Genomic DNA, 19,077 nt, shown 5'->3' on the forward strand with positions numbered 1-19,077 from the left:
TTTTCTACTAATAGGGATGGTTTCGTCTGATGTGACCCCTTCCGCAATTCCCGATCTTTCCCGCTATTTCTTGAAGAATTGACCGTGTTTACGCTCTTTGGCGTCAAAAATTTAAGGTGAGGGTGATAACCCTTAATTACTATTCAGCCATGTTCATTTGATCGGGGTGGATGTCATCATGACCGTATTGCATTGCGTGGATTTTTTTCCGACAGGTAAAGCGCCCGTGGCGATTGAACCCCGGCTTCCTCAGCCTGCTTTTCCAGAGCATCATCATGATTTTCATGAAATTGTAGTGGTTGAACATGGTACGGGAATCCATGTGTTCAATGGACAGCCTTATACCATTAGCGGGGGAACGGTGTGTTTTGTCCGCGATCATGACAGACACTTATATGAACATACTGACAACCTGTGTCTGACCAATATTCTGTATCGTTCCCCGGATGCGTTTCAGTTTTTGGCCGGGCTGAATCAGTTGTTACCCCAGGAGCTGAATGGGCAATATCCGTCACACTGGCGGGTGAATCAGAGCGTGTTGCAGCAGGTTCGGCATCTGGTGGGGCAAATGGAAAATCTTGGCGAGGCAATGGATACGCCGACGGCGGCAAATCGTGAGATCTTGTTCATGCAGTTGCTGGTGCTGTTGCGTAAAAGTAGCCTGATGGAAGCGGCAACAGATAATGATGCGCGACTGAACCAACTACTGGCATGGCTGGAGGACAACTTTGCCGACGACGTGTGCTGGGAAGCCATAGCCGAGCAGTTTTCGCTCTCTTTACGTACTCTGCACCGCCAGCTTAAACAACAGACCGGGCTGACGCCGCAGCGCTATCTCAACCGCCTACGGCTTATCAAAGCCCGCCATTTGCTACGCCACAGTGATGACAGCGTGACGGACATCGCTTATCGCTGCGGGTTTGGCGACAGTAACCATTTTTCGACGCTGTTTCGCCGGGAGTTTAACTGGTCGCCGCGCGATATCCGACAGGGACGCGATGTCATTACTGGAAGCAGCCTCCAGTAACGCGAAAGCTATCAACGTTTTTTGCCGTCCGTTTGCTGATAATCATACCCTTTTATGCCGGATGGCGGCTGTGCCTTATCCGGCCTACGTGGATGCCCTGTAGACCGGATAGACGTAGCGCATCCGGCAAGCGTTCAGGTTGAGGTGATGTGATGGTGAATCATCTGGTCCTTCTGAAATCAGACTTTTTTGCGAATGACCACCAGCCCGTCGCGGTGGCCGATCGTTACCCGCAGGATGTGTTTGCCGAACATACTCATGAGTTTTGCGAACTGGTGATGGTGTGGCGCGGTAATGGCCTGCATGTTCTCAACGATCGCCCGTACCGGATAACCCGTGGCGATCTGTTTTATATCCGTGCCGAAGACAAACACTCCTACACCTCAGTTAACGATCTCGTCCTGCAAAATATCATTTACTGCCCGGAACGGCTGACGCTGAATGTCGGCTGGGAAAGCGCGATCCCAGGATTTAACGGCTCGCCGCGACAGCCCCACTGGCGGCTCGGTAGCGCTGGTATGTCCCAGGCCCGGCAGATAATTAGTCAGCTTGAACACGAGAGTAATCAGCGTGACCCGCTGGCTTTTGAAATGGCTGAATTGCTGTTTGGGCAACTGGTGACTCATTTCAAACGGCATCGCTATGCCACGGATGCGCAGCCAGCGACATCAAGTGAAACGTTGTTGGATAAGCTGATTACCGCGTTGGCCGGGAGTCATGAACATGCCTTTGCGCTGGATAAATTCTGTGAGCTGGAACAGTGCAGTGAGCGAGTTTTACGTCAGCAGTTTCGCAGCCAGACCGGGATGACCATCAACCAGTATCTCCGCCAGGTGCGGGTTTGCCATGCTCAGTATTTGCTCAAGCACAGTAGACTGATGATCGGTGAAATTTCTATGCGCTGCGGCTTTGAAGACAGTAATTACTTTTCGGTGGTATTCACGCGAGAAACCGGGATGACGCCGAGCCAGTGGCGTCATCTCAGCAGCCCGAATGATTAACTGGCCATCCCCAGACCGACAATATTTGCCGCGAGAATAATGACCACGCAGCCGAGGCTCAGTACGCTGACCGGACGGCGGCCCGCGTTTTTCCACTCTTTCAGCACCAGACCAACAATACCACCGCACAGGACATAGAAGCTCATGTGCAGCATCCAACTGACATAATCATACTGCGCCGGAATGCGAGCATGGCCCCAGGCGTAGAAGAAGAATTGCAGATACCACATCAGACCACCGAGCGCGGACAGCAGCACGTTGGTGATGATCAGCGGTTTGGCTAGCGAGAAGTCGGCTTTTATCGAAAGATCTTTCACTTTTGCCAGACGAATAAAGCAGAAGCCCAGGTTGACTAAAGCACCGCCGCCCATGATGATGACATAGCTTGGCAGCGCGACGTACAGCGGATCGACGCCCAGCGCGGCGGCAGCATCGTGCATGGGTTTCGCCGCGTTCATCGCAAAGGACATCCCGGCAGAGAAAATGCCGCACATTACCGCCAGCACCAGCCCCTTCTTCAGGTTGAACTCTTCTGCTTTGATGCCCATTTTACGTTCTTTCAACTGCCCTGCGCGGGTCACAATGCCCACGCCGATCAGCGCGACCAATACGCCCAGTAGCGTCATGCGTCCGCCATTGGTGTTGATCAGCACATCAAAGTTACCGTTGATGATAGGGGTCATCAGCGTGCCGACAATCAGGGTAATACCAATCGCAATACCAATCCCCATCGACATGCCGAGATAGCGCATGGTCAGGCCATAGTTGATATTACCGATCCCCCACATCGCGCCAAACAGGAATACCGGTGCCAGCGTGGAGAGGCTAAAAGAGCTGAAGTAGGCCCAGAAATTGGGAAGTAACATGGCGCTGATGGCCCATGGCAGGATAAGCCAGGAGACGATCCCGCCAACCGACCACATTGTTTCCCATGACCAATGTTTAACTTGTTTGAACGGGGCATAGAAACAGGCTGCACTGGCTGCGCCTATCAAATGCCAAAGAATACCCATCGTAATCGCGTTACTCATGACTGAATCCTCGTTATTTTTTATCGTCGGTCATAACCCCTCCGACACAACGAGTTTAAAAATTACGCAGATGATTAACCTTTTGACGATTGCCGCCTTTGTCCTCTTGTTGGCAATCATCACGTTAACTGGGTGATTTGGCTCACATCTTCAGTAATGGTGATGAATAATTAAGACCCTGTAAAAAGTACGGCATTGATAATCATTTTCAATATCATTTAATTAACTATAATGACCCAACTGCTTACGCGGCGTTAACACTGGCCGCCCGACAATACTGGAGATGATTATGAGTTATACACTGCCATCCCTGCCGTACGCTTATGATGCCCTTGAACCGCACTTCGATAAGCAGACGATGGAAATCCACCATACCAAACACCACCAGGCTTACGTAAACAACGCTAATGCTGCGCTGGAAAGCCTGCCTGAATTCGCGAGCCTGTCTGCTGAAGAGCTGATCACCAAACTGGATCAGCTGCCTGCGGATAAGAAAATCGTTCTGCGTAACAACGCTGGCGGCCACGCTAACCACAGCCTGTTCTGGAAAGGCCTGAAAACCGGTACCACGCTGCAGGGCGACCTGAAAGCGGCTATCGAACGTGACTTCGGTTCCGTTGACAACTTCAAAGCTGAATTTGAAAAAGCAGCGGCAACCCGCTTTGGCTCCGGCTGGGCGTGGCTGGTTCTGAAAGGTGACAAACTGGCTGTTGTTTCCACCGCCAACCAGGATTCCCCGCTGATGGGTGAAGCTATCTCTGGCGCTTCCGGTTTCCCAATCGTGGGCCTGGACGTTTGGGAACACGCTTACTACCTGAAATTCCAGAACCGTCGCCCGGACTACATCAAAGAGTTCTGGAACGTGGTTAACTGGGACGAAGCTGCCGCGCGTTTCGCCGCAAAAAAATAAGTTTAATGATGCCTGAAACCTGAGAGCGTTATGCTGATCGGGTCGGGATCTGATGACGTGATACAGCCCCTGCAAGCGATGCCTGTGGGGGCTTTTTTGTGATCAAAATCAACATAGGAACATTGATCCATTTAAATTGAAACAAGGTTTTATTATGCGAGTGGGATCACTTTTATAGTCTCTACGAATGTCTATCTTCTTTTCATCAAGACGGGCGCATCTCAAAAGCAAGATGCAGTCGCCCAAAAAAATTGCCCCATTTTTACGTCTACAGGTGATGGAAATGCAGATCAAACGTACGATAGAGAAAATCCCAGGCGGTATGATGTTGGTACCACTTTTTCTGGGCGCGTTATGTCACACCTTTTCACCCGGCGCCGGGAAATACTTCGGCTCATTTACCAACGGCATGATCACCGGTACGGTGCCGATTCTGGCCGTCTGGTTCTTTTGCATGGGGGCGTCGATTAAGCTGAGCGCTACCGGAACCGTACTGCGTAAATCCGGCACGTTAGTGATAACCAAGATCCTGGTCGCATGGGTGGTAGCGGCGATTGCATCGCGCATTCTTCCTGAACATGGTGTGGAAGTGGGGTTCTTCGCCGGATTGTCCACGCTGGCGCTGGTGGCCGCAATGGATATGACTAACGGCGGGCTGTATGCCTCGATCATGCAGCAATACGGCACCAAAGAAGAGGCCGGGGCGTTTGTCCTGATGTCGCTGGAGTCAGGTCCGCTGATGACCATGGTCATTCTGGGAACCGCCGGGATTGCGTCGTTTGAACCGCATGTATTTGTGGGGGCGGTATTGCCGTTCCTGATTGGTTTTGCGCTGGGTAATCTGGACCCTGAACTGCGGGAATTCTTCAGTAAAGCCGTGCAGACGCTGATCCCTTTCTTTGCCTTCGCATTGGGTAACACTATTGATTTGAGCGTCATTGCGCAGACTGGCGTGCTGGGTATTCTGTTGGGCGTCGCGGTCATTATCATTACCGGTATTCCGTTGATTATTGCCGATAAACTGATTGGTGGCGGGGATGGTACGGCGGGGATTGCGGCGTCCAGTTCTGCTGGCGCGGCCGTTGCCACACCGGTGCTGATTGCTGAAATGGTTCCGGCGTTTAAACCGATGGCACCAGCGGCCACCTCCCTGGTGGCGACCTCGGTGATTGTAACCTCGATCCTCGTACCGATTATCACATCCATCTGGTCGAAAAGAGCCAAAGCCAGAGCGGCGGAAATTGATCTTCGCGGTACCGTGAAGTAAGCCTCTTTTGCCGGATGGTCTGCACCATCCGGCTTAATGCGTTAACCTTTGACGACGAACACCTCATCGATAGTCCGACACTCACTCTCGTTCAACTCTCCACCCGCGTTTCGTGATACTCCGGTGCAATAGCCAAACTTCCGTGACACAACGGTCTTGATGGTAGTGACAAAATCCTCGCCGATGGCGTAGATGGACATGTAGGTGCCAATCTTATCCTGAATCTCACGCAGCGCCGCCAGATCGCCCTGCTTAAACGCCTCGCGTGCGCTGACAAACAGCTCAGGCATAACGTTGTTGAGGCCCGAGATGATCCCCGCACCGCCAGCCAGCAGATTAGGAATGTAGTATTCGTCATAACCCGACAGCACCGCAAAATCTTCCCGCACGGCACGGGTTGTCTGGATCATGCTGCGGGTGTGGGACTGGCAGTCCACGGTGTCTTTAATGCCAGCAAAGTTCGGGAATTCAGCTGCCAGCGTGGCCACCAGTTCAGGCGTTAAATCGCAACCAGTGCGCGCCGGGAAGTTATAGGCAAACCATTTGCCGTTGAGCTTTTGTCCCAACTGGCGAAAGTAGCTCAGTAGCTGCTTCGACGTTTGACCGTAGTAGTAAGGCGGCAGGATCATGACGGCATCGTATCCGGCGCGATGCGCCTCCTGGGCCATCAGCAAAACATCATTCTGGCAGGTGGATGAGACGTTCGCGACCATCTTCAGCGAGCTCATGGCACGGGCTTCACGGATCAGCAACAGCCTTTCTTCGAGCGTAAAGGAAGCAAATTCCCCAATGCTGCCCATCAACAAAATAACGTCGATTTTTGCCTCAGTAAGGCGTTTGAGATGCTGGCTCAGACCATTGAGATCGATCTTGCCATCATTGTCCATTGGCGTAATGGAAGGACACCAGACGCCAGCAAATTGCGATTGACCAGTCACGTTGTCGACTCCTTAATTGAAATGATGTTTCAAAACAAGATTACATTGATAGCATGTGTCCCTAAGTTTCATGTGAACCGTGCTCTCATTTTGAGCGACTGGGGTAAAATAAATATGGTGTAATGGGAGAAATTTATCGGGAGAGGGAACAGATGCGATATCCGGTCGATGTTTTTACAGGCAAGATTCGGGACTACACGGGAAGCCGTCCCAGCGCGATTGCTAAAGTTCAGGTTGATGGCGAGTTGATGCTGACCGATCTGGGGCTCACGGGCGATGAACAGGCGGAGACTAAAATTCATGGCGGGCCGGATCGCGCGCTGTGCCACTATCCGCGTGAACACTATCAGCACTGGATACAAGAATTCCCCGAACAGGCGGAGTTATTTGTCGCCCCCGCCTTTGGGGAGAACCTCTCAACGCTTGGTCTGACAGAAGAGAATGTCTATATCGGCGATATTTTCCAGTGGGGAGAGGCGCTGATTCAGGTCACGCAGCCGCGTTCACCGTGTTTTAAGCTGAATTTCCATTTTGGCATTAGCGATATGGCAAGTCAGATGCAGGCTTCGGGGAAGATAGGCTGGCTGTACAGTGTTATCGCGCCGGGACGCGTGTCGGCGGATGCGCCGCTGGAACTGGTGTCGCGCGTGAGCGATGTCAGTCTGCGGGAGGCCATTGCCATTGCGTGGCATATGCCGTTTGACGATGACCAGTATCACCGCCTGCTGTCAGCGGCAGGATTATCGAAAAGCTGGACCAGGACCATGCAGAAACGTCGCTTAAGCGGCAAGATCGAAGATAATTCGCGGAGATTGTGGGGAAAATAAGGCGATTATTGAACCTGTAGGCCGGATAAGATGCGTTAGCATCGCCATCCGGCACAACAGGAACAATTACGAACGTTTATACAGCGGCAGCCAAAGCACCAGACGTAGACCTCCCAGCGGACTGTCCTCGGCCTTCACCCAGCCTCGATGCTGCTGAATAGCGGTTTCAACAATCGCCAGACCCAGACCTGTCCCACCGGACTCACGATCGCGCGCTTCATCGGTGCGATAGAATGGACGGAAAATCTGCTCTCTGTCTTCAGGACTCACGCCTGGACCATCGTCGTCTACGGTGATGGTAATCCCGTCAATATCCACCGCGAAGCCAACTTCAATCTTCGTATGTGAATAGCGCAGGGCATTACGCACAATGTTTTCCAATGCGCTTTCCAGTGCGTTCGGGTTGCCATACAGCGGCCACGGTCCCGGCGGGAAATTCACGGTAAGCGATTTGCCCATCTGCTCGGCTTCAAAGGCGGCGTTATCCAACACGTCGCCCCATAGCTGATTAGCCTTCACGGTTTCACTGACCAGCGCGTTCTTCTGCTGATTACGCGACATCACCAGCAGGTCGTTGATCATGCTGTCCAGCCGATGCGCTTCTGTTTCAATGCGCTCCAGCTCTTTGCTCTCACCGCTACGACGGCGCAGCAGCGCAGTCCCCAGTTGCAAACGTGTTAGTGGCGTTCTCAACTCGTGAGAGATGTCCGACAGCAGGCGTTGCTGCGTGGTCATCATGCGTTCCAGCGCGGTCACCATCTGGTTAAAACTGGCACCTGCCGCCAGAAATTCCTGTGGGCCGGCTTCCAGTTCCGGATGCTGACGCAGGTTACCCTGTGCCACTTCATCCGCCGCATTTTTCAGTTTACGCGCTGGTTTTGCCAGGCTCCATGCCAGCCAAAGCAGCAGCGGCGAGCTGACAAGCATGGTGACGATCAGCAGCAACAGGGGCCGGTCAAACAACAGGTTGATGAAATCAGACTGTGAACTGCTGGCAGGTCGAATGAGATACAACTGGTAGTTATCTTCACCATCTCTGACGGAGAAGGGCCCGACCATCTCAACGCGACCATATTTTTTCTTCTGCGGATGATTAGCGTTATCAGCCTGACCAATAAAGTTACGAATGATCTGCATTTCGTTGCGTTCTGCGCCGATCACACGTCCTTCTGTAGTGACAAGCAATAACCGCTGTCCTGGCGGTGCCCACTTGTCGATGGCACGGAACAAGCGACGCCACCACATCAGATCGTTGGGTGGGTCGTTCGCCAGCTCAGCTTCCACGTGTTGCTCGATCATCAACCCCTGGCGCTGCTCGCTGTCCAGTAGCTCGGTCATCTGACGTGAGTCGAGCTTGGGTAGCATCAGTACCAACATCAACACCAGCGCCAGCGTTAACCAGAAGATGGCAAAGATGCGTGCGGTTAAGCTTCCTATCATGAAGCGGAGACCATCAGGTAGCCGCGACCACGCAGGGTTTTAAACCACGGGTGCCCGTCTTTCCGTTCTGGCAGCTTACGACGTAGGTTCGAGATGTGCATGTCGATAGCGCGGTCAAACGGCGTCAGGCGCTTGCCCAGCACTTCCTGACTCAGGTGTTCACGAGATACGACCTGACCGAGATGTTGTGCCAGTAAATAAAGCAGGGTGAATTCGGTGCCGGTTAACTCCAGGGTTTGCCCATCAAAACTGGCTTCCTGGCGACCCGGATTCAGGCTTAACGCATCCACTTCCAGCGTCGGCGAGCCATTATCGCTGGTCTGCTGTTGTTCGCTCCAGTGAGAGCGGCGCAGAATAGCGCGGATACGCGCGACCAGTTCGCGGTCGTTAAAGGGTTTGGGTAAATAGTCGTCCGCGCCCAGCTCAAGGCCGAGTACGCGATCCAATTCGCTACCGCGAGCGGTCAGCATGATTACGGGCGTCTGGTGTGTCTGGCGAAGCGCTTTCAGTGTATCGATACCGTTTTTCTTCGGCATCATGACGTCGAGCAAAAGTAAATCGATGCTGTCATCCAGAAGTTCAAGTGCCTGCTCCCCATCATGGGCAACCAGCACATCGAAACCTTCCATTTCGAGCAACTCCTTTAACAGGGAAGTCAGCTCTCGGTCATCATCAACTAACAGGATTTTATTCATTGTTTACGTACCTCCGAGGCAGAAATTACGTCATCAGGCGTCGCTAATCTATGACTTTACGTTGTTTTACACCCCCTGACGCATGTTTGCAGCCCGAATCGTAAACTGTCTCTCGTTGAATCGCGACAGAAAAGATTTTGGGAGCAAGTGATGGGCAAAGTTACCGCTGCCGTCATGGCCTCAACGCTGGCACTCAGTACTTTAAGCCATGCAGCTGAAGTCGTCACAGGCGATCACTGGCACCTGGGTGAAGGCTCATCGCAACGCAGCGTACAGAGCCACATGTTTGACGGTATCAGTTTAACCGAACATCAACGTCAACAGATGCGAGATTTAATGCAGCAGGCAAGACACGAGCAGCCTCCTGTTAATGTTAGCGAAATGGAGACAATGCATCGTCTTGTCACCGCAGAGAAATTTGATGAAAGCGCTGTGCGCGCTCAGGCAGAAAAAATGGCACAAGAACAGGTTGCCCGCCAGGTTGAAATAGCCAGGGTCCGCAACCAGATGTATCGCCTGTTAACGCCCGAGCAGCAAGCGGTTTTAAATGAGAAACATGAACAACGAATGGAGCAACTGCGTGATGTTACGCAATGGCAAAAAAGCTCATCGTTGAATTTATTGAGTAGTAGCAACTCACGTTCCCAGTAGTAACCCTGTTTTCCTTGCCATAGACACCATCCCTGTCTTCCCCCACATGATGTGGGGGTTTTTTTTGCCCAAAATTTGTCTCTCGGTAATTGCCTGACTGTTTTGCTTCATCCGTTATACTAGCGGCATATCCTGGCAGGAGTGTTTATGAATCAAACCTATGGGCGGCTGGTTAGCCGGGCGGCAATCGCGGCGACCGTGATGGCATCGCTGTTACTTTTGATCAAAATTTTTGCGTGGTGGTACACCGGATCGGTCAGTATTCTGGCGGCATTGGTGGATTCCCTGGTCGATATCGCTGCGTCGCTCACCAATCTGCTGGTGGTGCGCTATTCGTTGCAGCCAGCAGATGATGAGCACACGTTTGGGCACGGGAAAGCTGAATCTCTGGCGGCGCTGGCGCAAAGTATGTTTATTTCCGGTTCGGCGCTGTTTTTATTCCTGACCGGGATTCAGCATCTCATCCAACCGACGCCGATGAAAGATCCGGGTGTCGGGGTAGTTGTCACCGTTATTGCGTTAATTTGTACTATCATTCTGGTCACGTTTCAGCGCTGGGTGGTGAAACGTACGCAAAGTCAGGCTGTACGGGCAGATATGCTTCATTATCAGTCTGATGTTATGATGAACGGTGCGATTCTCGTTGCGCTTGGACTGGCCTGGTATGGTTGGCATCGTGCGGATGCCTTGTTTGCGCTCGGGATTGGCATCTATATTTTATATAGTGCATTACGCATGGGGTATGAGGCAGTGCAATCCTTGCTGGATCGCGCCTTACCCGATGAGGAACGTCAGGAAATTATTGATATAGTGACGTCATGGCCAGGTGTCAGCGGCGCTCACGATCTTCGCACGCGGCAGTCAGGGCCGACCCGCTTTATTCAGATTCATTTGGAAATGGAAGATAATCTGCCGCTCGTTCAGGCGCATTTAGTGGCTGAGCAGGTGGAGCAGGCCATTTTACGGCGTTTCCCGGGATCGGATGTGATTATTCACCAGGATCCCTGTTCAGTCGTACCCAAGGAAGGCAAGATGTTTGAGCTTTCATAATTCGTTGTAAAAAGTGAGCAGGGCCAGCATTTTGTGTATAAATTACCACCATTTGGCCTGACCTGAATCAATTCAGCAGGAAGTGATTGTTATACTATCTGCATATTCGTTGGATCGTTTCGATATGCGGAATCGACTTCCGGCAGCAGATTTCATTTTGCATTCCAAAGTTCAGAGGTAGTCATGATTAAGAAAATCGGTGTGTTGACAAGCGGCGGTGATGCGCCGGGCATGAACGCAGCAATCCGTGGTGTTGTACGTGCAGCGTTAACGGAAGGACTGGAAGTCATGGGGATCCATGATGGCTACCTGGGTTTGTATGAAGACCGTATGGTCCAGCTTGACCGCTACAGCGTGTCCGACATGATCAACCGTGGTGGTACTTTCCTCGGTTCTGCTCGCTTCCCGGAATTCCGCGACGAAAACGTGCGCGCTGTGGCTATCGAAAACTTGAAGAAACGTGGCATCGACGCTCTGGTTGTTATCGGTGGTGACGGTTCTTACTTGGGTGCAAAACGCCTGACTGAAATGGGCTTCCCGTGCATCGGCTTGCCGGGCACTATCGACAACGATATTAAAGGCACCGATTACACCATCGGTTATTTCACCGCATTGGGTACCGTCGTTGAAGCGATTGACCGTCTGCGCGATACTTCTTCTTCTCACCAGCGTATCTCCATCGTTGAAGTGATGGGTCGTTACTGCGGCGACCTGACTCTGGCTGCAGCAATTGCCGGTGGCTGCGAATTTGTCGTGGTTCCGGAAGTTGAATTTAGCCGTGACGATCTGGTTGCTGAAATCAAAGCCGGTATCGCAAAAGGTAAAAAACACGCCATCGTAGCGATCACCGAGCACATGTGTGACGTTGATGAACTGGCGCACTACATCGAGAAAGAAACGGGCCGTGAAACGCGCTCTACCGTACTGGGTCACATCCAGCGTGGTGGTTCTCCGGTTCCTTACGACCGTATTCTGGCGTCCCGAATGGGCGCATATGCTATTGAACTGCTGCTGGCAGGTCATGGCGGTCGCTGCGTCGGTATTCAGAACGAGCAACTGGTTCACCACGACATTATCGACGCTATCGAAAACATGAAGCGTCCGTTCAAAGGTGACTGGCTGGACTGCGCGAAAAAACTGTACTGATTGTATTTTTTGCGCACCTGATGGCGCTACGCTAATCAGGCCTACAGGTTGCAGAAACTTGTAGGCCGGATAAGGCGTTAGCCGCCATCCGGCAACCCCTCGGATTTATTCCTCGAAGTTATAGCAAATCTTTTTTTATTCTTTAATGTTTGGATCTCTTTCTGGCACGCTTTGCTCATCACAACATCACATAAGAGAGCTGGGCGATGAACAAATGGGGCGTAGGGTTAACATTATTGCTGGCATCGACCAGCGTTCTGGCAAAGGATATTCAGTTACTTAACGTATCGTACGATCCAACACGTGAACTGTACGAGCAGTACAACAAAGCATTCAGCGCACACTGGAAGCAGGAAACAGGCGATAACGTCGTTATCCGCCAGTCGCACGGCGGCTCTGGTAAGCAGGCGACCTCTGTCATCAACGGTATCGAAGCCGATGTCGTGACGCTGGCGCTGGCTTACGACGTGGATGCTATTGCTGAACGTGGTCGAATTGATAAAAACTGGATTAAACGCTTGCCGGATAACTCCGCGCCTTACACCTCCACCATCGTGTTCCTGGTACGCAAAGGCAACCCAAAGCAAATTCATGACTGGAACGATCTGGTCAAACCGGGTGTGTCAGTGATTACTCCAAACCCGAAAAGCTCAGGCGGCGCACGCTGGAACTATCTGGCGGCATGGGGCTACGCTCTGCACCACAACAACAACGATCAGGCCAAAGCGCAGGACTTCGTCAAAGCTCTGTTTAAAAACGTGGAAGTGCTGGATTCCGGCGCGCGCGGCTCAACCAATACCTTTGTTGAACGCGGGATTGGCGATGTACTGATCGCCTGGGAAAACGAAGCGTTGCTGGCAACGAATGAGTTGGGCAAAGATAAATTCGAGATAGTCACCCCAAGTGAGTCTATCCTCGCTGAGCCGACCGTTTCCGTTGTCGACAAAGTCGTGGAAAAGAAAGATACCAAAGCGGTGGCAGAAGCTTACCTGAAGTATCTCTATTCCCCGGAAGGTCAGGAGATTGCGGCGAAAAACTACTATCGCCCGCGTGATGCTGACGTCGCGAAGAAATACGAAAGCGCATTTCCGAAACTGAAACTGTTCACCATTGATGAAGAGTTTGGCGGCTGGACGAAAGCGCAGAAAACGCATTTTTCTAACGGCGGTACCTTTGACCAGATCAGCAAACGTTAAAGGTTGAGGTCACGACAGAACCCGGTGGCATAGCGCGACCGGGTTTTTTATTTGTCATCGTTTTGCGTTACTCTTGCGCCTCAATGGGATACAGGGAACGCGTAATGAAAAAAGCAGGCTATCTTTTACTGGCGGTTATTGTGGTCGCCGCCGCTGCGGGCATAGGGTACTGGAAATTTAGCGGTAACCCGGACGCGTTACGCCAGATAGTCCTTGAGCAATGCCTGCCACATCAGCTGCAGCAGCACGATCCCGCGCCGTGTACTGAAGTTAAACCCGATGCCGGATATGTGGTGTTCAAAGACCGTAACGGTCCGCTGCAATATCTGTTGATGCCGACTTACCGTATCAATGGTACGGAAAGCCCGCTGCTGTTGGAATCAGGCACGCCGAACTTCTTCTGGCTAGCCTGGCAGGCACGTAGTTTTATGAGTCAAAAATACGGCCAGGAGATCCCTGATAAGGCGGTATCGCTGACAATAAACTCACGTACCGGGCGTACGCAAAATCACTTTCACATTCATATCTCCTGCCTGCGACCCGATGTCAGAATGCAACTGGATGACAATATGGCGAAAATCAGCACTCGCTGGTTGCCATTGCCCGGCGGATTGCGCGGGCATGAATATCTGGCGCGTCGTGTGACGGAAAACGAACTGGCGCAGCGCAGCCCGTTTATGATGCTGGCAGAAGAGGTGCCGGATGCGCGTGAGCGGATGGGAAGCTATGCGCTGGCGATGGTGCGCCAAAGCGACGAATCCTTTGTCCTGCTGGCGACTCAGCGTGACCTGTTGTCGCTGAATCTCGCCTCCGCTGAGGAAATCCAGGATCATCAATGTGATATTCTGCGTTAACCCCCCTTAATCTGGCGTTTACTCTCTTTGCCTGTCCCCGTATTCTTGTTGAAAAAAACAACAGGAGACAGGCATGTCGCTCTGGCTTACGCACCCTCTGTTTATTCCCTCTCTGGTGGTCGGCGTCACCATTTTGCTTTGGGCAACGTCGCTGTTGCCGGAATTTATCACGGCGCTGCTTTTCTTTGCCGTGGCGATGGTGGCCAAAATCGCGCCACCGGATGTCATCTTTGGCGGCTTTGCCTCATCGGCGTTCTGGCTGGTCTTCAGTGGTTTTGTGCTGGGCATCGCAATTCGTAAAACGGGGCTGGCGGACCGGGCGGCGAGGGCGCTGTCATCGCGGTTGACCGATTCCTGGCCGTTAATGGTGGCGAGCATAGTGCTGCTGAGTTATGCGCTGGCATTTGTAATGCCATCCAACATGGGCCGCATTGCGCTGCTGATGCCGATTGTCGCGGCGATGGCGAAACGAGCCGGAATTACCGACGGCACGCGCGCCTGGTATGGTCTGGCACTGGCCGTCGGGTTTGGGACGTTCCAGCTTTCTGCGACGATTTTACCTGCTAACGTACCGAATCTGGTGATGAGCGGCGCAGCGGAAGGCTCTTACGGCATCCACCTCAATTATCTTCCTTATTTGCTGCTGCATACACCCGTGCTGGGTTGGCTAAAAGGTGCGGTGCTCATTGCTCTTATCTGCTGGCTGTTTCCCGGTCAACCTCATGCGCCGCGCGATCTGACGCCGCCTGAACCAATGAGTCGTGATGAAAAACGTCTGGCCTGGATGTTAGCGGTGGTGCTGTTTCTGTGGGTCAGCGAAAGCTGGCATGGCGTGGGGCCGGCATGGACCGGGCTGGTGGCGGCGGTGATTACGCTGTTGCCGCGCGTAGGATTTATTAATGGCGAAGAATTTTCCAGTGGGGTGAATATCCGTACCTGCATTTACGTAGCGGGTATTCTGGGGCTGGCCATCACCGTGACGCAGACCGGTATCGGTAGCGCGGTAGGCGAGGCGCTGTTACAGGTGATGCCGCTGGATGCGGATAAACCGTTTACCAGCTTCCTTGCATTGACCGGCATTACCACCGCGCTCAATTTCATCATGACGGCGAACGGCGTTCCGGCACTGTATACCACACTGGCACAAAGCTTTTCAGACGCGACCGGCTTCCCGCTACTCTCGGTGATTATGATTCAGGTATTGGGCTATTCCACACCGCTATTGCCGTATCAGGCATCACCGATTGTGGTGGCAATGGCGTTAGGAAAAGTACCGGCAAGAGCTGGAATGCTGCTGTGTATCTCGCTGGCGGCGGCAACGTATCTGATACTGCTGCCGCTGGATTATCTGTGGTTTAGCGTGTTGGGGAAATTATAGTTGTATCGGAATGTTAATTTTTTGTTTTGTGAGTGGGTGAATTGTATTATGCACACCGATATTGGTTAATACCTGAGCGCATAATTGCGTGCTGGAAACTCAAGGATTGATTCATGGACAGATTGACCCCCATCCGCTGTTGGCCTGCCATCATCTCGATTGTTATTACGCTGACCATCTGGTTTGTTATCCCATGTCCAGCAGATGTCACCCCCGAGGCGTGGCATCTGCTGGCGTTATTTATCGGTACTATCGCGGCAATTATTGGTAAAGCCATGCCTATCGGCGCGATTGCGATTGTGGCAATTATGCTGGTAGCCATGACCGGCGTGACGCACCCCGGTAAACCCACCGCGGCGCTGAGCGATGCGTTAAGTGGCTTCTCCAACCAGCTTATCTGGCTGATCGGCATCTCGATTATGTTGTCGCAAAGCTTGTTGAAAACGGGGCTGGGCGCGCGTATCGGCTATGGGTTTATTGCTTTGTTTGGCAAACGAACGTTGGGTATCGCCTGGGCGCTAACGCTGGCAGAAACGCTGATAGCCCCCGTAACCCCAAGCAATACCGCGCGCGGTGGCGGTATTATTCACCCGGTGATGCGGGCGATTGCGGAAAGTCTGGGCTCTCAACCCGGTGACAAAGAAAACGGCGCTACAGGTCGTTACCTGGCGCTGGTGAACTACAACATTAACCCGATCAGTTCGGCGATGTTTATTACCGCTACCGCGCCAAACCCGCTTATTGTGAGTTTTTTGACCAAAGGGACGGATGGGGTGCTGAATATGACCTGGGGAATGTGGGCGATTGCGGCGCTTCTTCCTGCCGTTGTCTCCCTGGTCGTGATGCCTATTGTCATCTGGTGGCTCTATCCGCCCGCTATTACACGCACACCGAATGCGCCAGAGTTTGCCCGGGAAAAACTGGGGGCACTCGGTCCGTTGTCGCTGGCTGAAAAAATCACCCTCGCGGTTTTCGCTTTGCTGCTCTGCCTGTGGGCGGGGGTACCTGCCATGCTGATGGGCAGTACCTGGGCCGTTAACCCCACCAGTGCGGCGCTCATTGGCTTGTCTGTTCTGTTAGTGACAGGGGTATTGAGTTGGGACGATATCCTTAAATGTCGCGGTGCATGGGATACGATAGTCTGGTTTGCCGCACTGGTTATGATGGCGGATTTCCTGAGCAAACTGGGTCTGGTGGGGTGGCTGGCGACGAGCGTTGGTAGTGCAATTGACCATCTCGGCGTGCACTGGAGTATCGCCACGCTGTTGCTGATCCTGCTTTATGTCTATTCACACTACTTTTTCGCCAGTACCACTGCACATATCACGGCCATGTTCGCGGCTTTCTTCGCTGCCGGATTAGGCCTCGGTGCTCCACCGGCGCTGCTCGGTCTGATGCTGGGCTTCTCCTCCTCGTTGATGATGTCGCTCACGCACTATGGTACAGGGACTGCGCCAATCATCTTTGGTTCGGGTTACGTTACACTGGCTGAGTGGTGGAAAACGGGGCTGGTGATGAGCGTGGTCAACCTGACCATCTGGGGTGTCACGGGGGCCTTCTGGTGGCACTGGCTGGGATACTGGTAAAGCGGGTAGGTATAAGAAGGGGAGCGATGCTCCCCTTTTAACAACTTAGGCCTGTTTAGCGGCTTCAGCGGCTTTAACGATCACGGCGAAAGCGTCTGCTTTCAGAGATGCACCGCCAACCAGCGCGCCGTCGATGTCCGGCTGAGCGAACAGTTCAGCAGCGTTAGCGGCGTTTACGGAACCGCCGTACTGGATGATCACTTGTTCAGCGATTTTCGCATCAGCTTTAGCAATGTGGTCACGGATGAATTTGTGGACTGCCTGAGCCTGAGCAGGCGTTGCAGATTTACCGGTACCGATAGCCCATACAGGTTCGTAAGCGATAACGACGCCTTCGAATGCTGCTGCGCCCTGAGTTTTCAGTACCGCGTCAATCTGGCGTGCGCAAACCTCTTCAGTTTTACCCGCTTCGTTTTCTGCTTCGGTTTCACCGATGCACAGAACCGGCGTCAGACCCTGCTCTTTCAGCACAGCGAATTTCTTCGCGATCAGCTCGTCAGACTCTTTGTGGTAAGTACGACGCTCAGAGTGACCGATAATGATGTACTGTGCGCCGATATCTTTCAGCATTTCAGCGCTTGTTTCACCGGTGAATGCGCCAGACAGGTTCAGGTCAACGTTCTGCGCGCCCAGAATGATGTGGCTACCGGCAGCGGCGTGTTTCGCCAGGTCGATATACATTTCCGGTGGAGCGATTGCTACTGCACAGCCAGCAACGCCAGCCAGTTCTTTACGCAGGTTAGCAACCAGTTCGTTTACCATGTGGCGGCTGCCGTTCAGTTTCCAGTTACCCATCACTAAAGGATGTCGCATTTCATTTCTCCACGCTTGTCAGCGAATTAAGGAAGATGGCCGCCCATCAGGGCAGCATGGTCTGTGAAACAGTATAGAGATTCGTCTGCGGAAAGGCTTTGCTTTTTGTCATCAATTCGCTTTCTCAAGACTTTCTGATAGTGCCAGCTTAATCGGTTCAACAGCGAAGGTCAGCCCCTTTTCGCCGTTATCTGCAACAACATAGCGAATTGCGCCTTCGGTTTCGGCGTAATAGCGCTTACCTTTGCCGGCAGCGAGTAATTTTTGCAGCTTTTTCTGGCTTTGCTCTTTTGTCAGTAGCGGCGCGACGGTGCGAATGACGGCGGTCATGTATTCCAGCGCTTTCGCTTTGGCCGCCTTTTGTTCTGGCCCCTGAATCGGCAGCCAGGTTATCTGCATGCTTTTGATTTTTAAGGTGCCGCGTTCAAGGGCGGAGGACGCGTACAGGTTTTCATTGATTTTACTGGCGGCACGGGTGAGATTTGCCCGATCGCGGCTGCTGTCGATGGCACGGAATTCATTCAGAATAAGCTTCGGATTCTGCGTATTAAAGTTTTCGCGAAACTGGCTAATCGACAGGTCAAAGGTCGGCGCACCCGCCAGTAAATAGGGGGCCGTAGTTGCCGTCGATGGCGCTTCCGCCAGTACCGCTGTGCTCGCGGTTAAGGCTGAAAACAATAATAAAAACAGTGTCAATCCTTGCTTCATCAATCGTACCTTTTATTCTCACTGCTCACGATTAAAACGGTAACCGCCGGGCTTGTCAAAAGGGTAAACTGTTCTGGAAGGTAATAATAAAGGAATCTACATGACCATACAGCAGTGGTTATTCTCATTTAAAGGGCGTCTTGGACGCCGTGATTTCTGGATTTGGATCGGCCTGTGGATTGTCGGGATGCTGGTTTTGTTTTCGCTGGCGAGTAAACAATTGCTCGATATCCAGACGGCGGCATTTTGTCTGGTCTGTCTGCTGTGGCCGACGGCTGCAGTCACAGTAAAACGTCTGCATGATCGAGGCCGCTCCGGCGCGTGGGCGTTCCTGATGATTCTTGCATGGATGCTGCTGGCCGGAAACTGGGCAGTATTGCCCGGTGTCTGGCAATGGGCGGTAGGCCGCTTTGTACCGACGCTGATTCTGGTGGGTATGCTTATCGATCTGGGCGCGTTCGTTGGCACCCAGGACGCAAATAAATACGGTAAGGACACGCAGGACGTAAAATACAGAGCTGACTCGTAGGCCGGATAAGCGTGAGCGCCATCCGGCAAG

19 protein-coding genes are annotated in these 19,077 nt (G+C 52.7%); 13 read left to right on the forward strand and 6 right to left on the reverse strand.

From position 1 onward, the window contains the following. Positions 1–178 precede the first annotated feature (178 nt). Both rhaS and rhaR read left to right on the forward strand, forming a co-directional pair. Complete coding sequence (gene rhaS / locus RYZ59_RS19220; protein ID WP_318050165.1) at positions 179–1,027, forward strand: HTH-type transcriptional activator RhaS; 849 nt, start codon at positions 179–181, stop codon at positions 1,025–1,027. Between the two features lie 152 nt (positions 1,028–1,179). After that, positions 1,180–2,028, forward strand: a complete 849-nt coding sequence (gene rhaR, locus RYZ59_RS19225) for an HTH-type transcriptional activator RhaR (protein WP_318050167.1) — start codon at positions 1,180–1,182, stop codon at positions 2,026–2,028. Here rhaR and rhaT read toward each other — a convergent pair. Then, on the reverse strand, positions 2,025–3,059 hold the full coding sequence (rhaT, locus tag RYZ59_RS19230) for an L-rhamnose/proton symporter RhaT (RefSeq protein WP_318050169.1): 1,035 nt from the start codon (positions 3,057–3,059) through the stop codon (positions 2,025–2,027). The genes rhaR and rhaT overlap by 4 nt on opposite strands. 289 nt (positions 3,060–3,348) lie before the next feature. Between rhaT and sodA the strand changes: the two genes are divergently transcribed. Both sodA and kdgT read left to right on the forward strand, forming a co-directional pair. Further along, on the forward strand, positions 3,349–3,969 hold the full coding sequence (gene sodA, locus RYZ59_RS19235) for a superoxide dismutase [Mn] (RefSeq protein ID WP_318050171.1): 621 nt from the start codon (positions 3,349–3,351) through the stop codon (positions 3,967–3,969). A gap of 283 nt (positions 3,970–4,252) precedes the next feature. After that, positions 4,253–5,236: a 2-keto-3-deoxygluconate transporter gene (gene kdgT, locus RYZ59_RS19240; RefSeq protein WP_003028743.1), complete on the forward strand. Its 984-nt coding sequence runs from the start codon at positions 4,253–4,255 to the stop codon at positions 5,234–5,236. A gap of 41 nt (positions 5,237–5,277) precedes the next feature. Here the strand turns inward: kdgT and RYZ59_RS19245 are convergent, their stop codons facing one another. Further along, a complete protein-coding gene (locus RYZ59_RS19245; RefSeq protein WP_202037256.1) occupies positions 5,278–6,174 on the reverse strand; it encodes a dihydrodipicolinate synthase family protein in 897 nt (298 codons plus the stop codon). Between the two features lie 152 nt (positions 6,175–6,326). Here RYZ59_RS19245 and yiiM point away from each other — a divergent pair, with 152 nt between their 5' ends. After that, entirely contained in the window at positions 6,327–7,001 is a 675-nt protein-coding gene (yiiM, locus tag RYZ59_RS19250) for a 6-hydroxyaminopurine reductase (RefSeq protein WP_318050173.1), read from the forward strand. Positions 7,002–7,067: 66 nt separating this feature from the next. Here yiiM and cpxA read toward each other — a convergent pair whose 3' ends face one another. Then, positions 7,068–8,441, reverse strand: coding sequence for an envelope stress sensor histidine kinase CpxA (gene cpxA / locus RYZ59_RS19255; RefSeq protein ID WP_318050175.1), 1,374 nt, complete (start codon positions 8,439–8,441; stop codon positions 7,068–7,070). Then, entirely contained in the window at positions 8,438–9,136 is a 699-nt protein-coding gene (cpxR, locus tag RYZ59_RS19260; RefSeq protein WP_048214010.1) for an envelope stress response regulator transcription factor CpxR, read from the reverse strand. The genes cpxA and cpxR overlap by 4 nt, the downstream gene beginning before the upstream one ends. A 150-nt stretch (positions 9,137–9,286) precedes the next feature. Between cpxR and cpxP the strand changes: the two genes are divergently transcribed. The 7 genes from cpxP (at position 9,287) to RYZ59_RS19295 (ending at position 16,997) form a co-directional block, all read left to right on the forward strand. Next, on the forward strand, positions 9,287–9,787 hold the full coding sequence (cpxP, locus tag RYZ59_RS19265; RefSeq protein ID WP_137381452.1) for a cell-envelope stress modulator CpxP: 501 nt from the start codon (positions 9,287–9,289) through the stop codon (positions 9,785–9,787). A gap of 147 nt (positions 9,788–9,934) precedes the next feature. Then, entirely contained in the window at positions 9,935–10,837 is a 903-nt protein-coding gene (gene fieF, locus RYZ59_RS19270; RefSeq protein WP_137381453.1) for a CDF family cation-efflux transporter FieF, read from the forward strand. Between the two features lie 183 nt (positions 10,838–11,020). Further along, the gene (gene pfkA / locus RYZ59_RS19275) at positions 11,021–11,983 is read left to right on the forward strand and encodes a 6-phosphofructokinase (RefSeq protein ID WP_202037253.1); all 963 of its coding nucleotides are present in this window, start codon (positions 11,021–11,023) and stop codon (positions 11,981–11,983) included. Positions 11,984–12,189: 206 nt separating this feature from the next. Beyond that, positions 12,190–13,179: a sulfate/thiosulfate ABC transporter substrate-binding protein Sbp gene (gene sbp / locus RYZ59_RS19280; protein WP_202037252.1), complete on the forward strand. Its 990-nt coding sequence runs from the start codon at positions 12,190–12,192 to the stop codon at positions 13,177–13,179. Between the two features lie 104 nt (positions 13,180–13,283). Beyond that, positions 13,284–14,033 (forward strand): CDP-diacylglycerol diphosphatase, encoded by a 750-nt coding sequence (locus RYZ59_RS19285; protein WP_318050179.1) that lies wholly within the window; start codon positions 13,284–13,286, stop codon positions 14,031–14,033. 73 nt (positions 14,034–14,106) lie between these two features. Beyond that, positions 14,107–15,411, forward strand: a complete 1,305-nt coding sequence (locus RYZ59_RS19290) for an SLC13 family permease (RefSeq protein WP_318050182.1) — start codon at positions 14,107–14,109, stop codon at positions 15,409–15,411. Positions 15,412–15,524: 113 nt separating this feature from the next. Beyond that, complete coding sequence (locus RYZ59_RS19295) at positions 15,525–16,997, forward strand: DASS family sodium-coupled anion symporter (RefSeq protein ID WP_061066967.1); 1,473 nt, start codon at positions 15,525–15,527, stop codon at positions 16,995–16,997. Between the two features lie 45 nt (positions 16,998–17,042). On the opposite strand, the gene tpiA is transcribed toward RYZ59_RS19295, so the two are convergent. After that, on the reverse strand, positions 17,043–17,810 hold the full coding sequence (gene tpiA, locus RYZ59_RS19300; RefSeq protein WP_003028783.1) for a triose-phosphate isomerase: 768 nt from the start codon (positions 17,808–17,810) through the stop codon (positions 17,043–17,045). Between the two features lie 111 nt (positions 17,811–17,921). Next, positions 17,922–18,518 carry a DUF1454 family protein gene (locus RYZ59_RS19305; RefSeq protein WP_137381457.1) on the reverse strand — a complete coding sequence of 199 codons (597 nt, stop codon included), beginning with the start codon at positions 18,516–18,518 and terminating at the stop codon, positions 17,922–17,924. 100 nt (positions 18,519–18,618) lie between these two features. Here RYZ59_RS19305 and RYZ59_RS19310 point away from each other — a divergent pair, with 100 nt between their 5' ends. Continuing rightward, on the forward strand, positions 18,619–19,047 hold the full coding sequence (locus RYZ59_RS19310) for a DUF805 domain-containing protein (RefSeq protein WP_005121733.1): 429 nt from the start codon (positions 18,619–18,621) through the stop codon (positions 19,045–19,047). Positions 19,048–19,077 lie beyond the last annotated feature (30 nt).

The sequence above is a fragment of the Citrobacter sp. HN-141 genome (assembly GCF_033341895.1).
GTDB lineage: Bacteria > Pseudomonadota > Gammaproteobacteria > Enterobacterales > Enterobacteriaceae > Citrobacter.